Annotated in this window: 2 protein-coding genes; both read left to right on the top strand. The window is 66.7% G+C overall.

Annotated features, from left to right (window positions below):
• On the top strand, positions 1–1,242 hold a 1,242-nt coding region (locus AC3A43_RS19845), incomplete at its 5' end, for a phosphotransferase (protein WP_487794306.1).
• Between the two features lie 19 nt (positions 1,243–1,261).
• The coding region (locus AC3A43_RS19840) for an acyl-CoA dehydrogenase family protein (protein WP_487794305.1) at positions 1,262–2,530 on the top strand (1,269 nt) is incomplete at its 3' end.

The raw sequence follows: 2,530 nt of genomic DNA, 5'->3' as shown, positions 1-2,530 counted from the left end.
GCGAACATGGAGAGCTGGGCGTTTGATTGGGCTGGCGGGGCCTATGTGCTGCGGCGTGCGCCGTCGGCGGCGTATATGGCGGATCGTCCGTTCGGGCATGGCGACGAGGCGGCGCTGGTGATGGCGGCGCAGGCTGCGGGGGTGAAGGCGCCCGAGGTTGTGGGCGTGCTGGCGGATGCCGACGGCATGGGCACGGGTTATGTGATGCGGCGGGTGATGGCCGAGGTGTCGCCGGCGAAGATATTGGCCGATCCGCCGCGCTCGCTGCTCGCCGACCTCGGCCGCGAGCTGGCGCATATCCATGCGATCCCGGGCGATGCGATCCCGGCGGCGATCCCGCTGATGGATACGCGCGCAGCGCTGGCCGAGCTGAAGGCGCGCTTTCTGTCGTACGGCGGCGACCGGCCGGTGATCGCGCTGGCGATCAAATGGTGCGAGGATCATCTGCCTGTGCCTGCCGATCCGGTGCTGGTCCACGGCGATTACCGGATGGGCAATGTGATGGTCGATGAAGACGGCCTGGCCGCAGTGCTCGACTGGGAGCTGGCGCATCGCGGCGACGCGCATGAGGATCTGGCGTTCGGGTGCATGACGGTGTGGCGCTTTGGCCGGATCGACCGGCCGGCGTTCGGGGTCGGCAGCCTCGCGGATTATTTTGCGGCCTATGAGGCGGCGGGCGGAGTGAGGGTCGACCGCGACCGGTTCCGCTTCTGGCTGGTCTACCGGACGCTCTGGTGGGCGCTGGGCTGTTTGCAGATGGGGCAGGCGTGGCGGAGCGGCGCCGATCCGACGGTTGAGCGCGTCGTCATCGGGCGGCGGACCGCCGAGCAGGAGCTCGACCTGCTGCTGCTGCTCGAAGCCGAGGCGCCCGAGGTCGAGCGGGGACGCGCCTTGCCGCCGTCGCCGGACGCCGCACCGGCACCGACCGGCGAGCCGACCCATAGCGAGATCGTGCAGGCGGTGCGCGACTGGATCGAAGGGTCGATCAAACCGCAGGCGGAGGGCCACGCCAAGTTCGAGGCGGTGGTCGCGATGAACGCGCTGGGCATCGTCCTGCGCGATCTATCGGTCGATGCGCGCGCCGAGGATGCGGCGCTGGCAGAGGCTTTGCTGTCGGGAACCACGAGCCTTGCCGAGCCGGGCCTGCTGGCAAGGCTGCGCCGCGCGGTGCTCGACAAATGCGCGATCGACAGCCCCAAATATGCCGCGCTTGGCGTGGCGCGCGCTGCATGGCGCGGATAACGATAACAGGGAGAGAGACATGGACTTTGCGATAGAGCCTGCGCTTCAGGCGTACCTCGACGAGCTCGATGCGTTTATCGAAGCCGAGATCAAACCGCTCGAGCTGGCGGATGACAATATCCGCTTCTTCGATCATCGGCGCGAGCATGCGCGCACCGACTGGGACAATCAGGGGCTGCCGCGCGAAGAGTGGGAGGCGTTACTGAAGCAGGCCACCCGCAAGGCCGATGCGGCGGGCCACTGGCGCTTCTCGGCGCCGAAGAAGTACGGCGGCCAGGACGGCAGCAATCTGTGGATGGCGGTGATCCGCGAGCATTTTGCGGCGAAGGGGCTGGGGCTCCACAACGACCTCCAGAACGAGCACAGCATCGTCGGCAACTTCCCGTTCGTCGAGATGTTCGAGCAGTTTGCGACGAGCGACGCGCAGAAGCAGGAGTTTATCCTCGGCGGGTTCGAGGGCAAAAGGCGCACCGCGTTCGGGCTGACCGAGCCCGATCATGGATCGGATGCGACGCATATGGAGACGCGCGCGGTTCGCGAGACGCGGGACGGCGTCGACGGCTGGCGGATCGACGGGCGCAAGATGTGGATCACCGGCATGCACAGCGCGACGCACTGCGCGACCTTCTGCCGCACCAGCGGGAATGACGGCGATGCGAAGGGGATCACCTGCCTGCTCGTGCCCACCGGCACCCCGGGCATGACCGTCGATGAATATCTGTGGACGTTCAACATGCCGACCGACCATCCGCGCATGACGTTCACCGACGTGTGGGTGCCCGACGATGCGCGGCTCGGCCCCGAGGGCGGCGGCTTGTCGATCGCGCAAAGCTTCGTCCACCAGAACCGCATCCGGCAGGCGGCCAGCTCGCTCGGCGCCGCGGTGTTCTGCATCGAGGAGTCCGTCAAATATGCGCGCCAGCGCAAGCCGTTCGGCGAGGCGCTGGCGAAGAATCAGGCGATCCAGTTCCCGCTCGTCGAACTCGCGACGCAGGCCGAAATGCTGCGGCTGCTGATCCGTAAGACGGCGTGGGACATGGACAACACCGAGCACAAGGACATCGAACACACGCTCTCCGACAAGGTCAGCATGTGCAACTACTGGGCGAACCGCCTCGTCTGCGAAGCCGCCGACCGCGCGATGCAGGTCCATGGCGGCATCGGCTACTCACGCCACAAGCCGTTCGAGCATATCTATCGCCACCACCGCCGATATCGCATCACCGAGGGCGCCGAAGAAATACAGATGCGAAAGGTCGCAGCTTATCTCTTCGGATATATGGGGCCG

This window comes from Sphingopyxis sp. Soil_C_28 (assembly GCF_057657055.1).
Note: the sequence above shows the minus strand (reverse complement) of the source record. Positions and strands in the feature narration are given on the sequence as shown.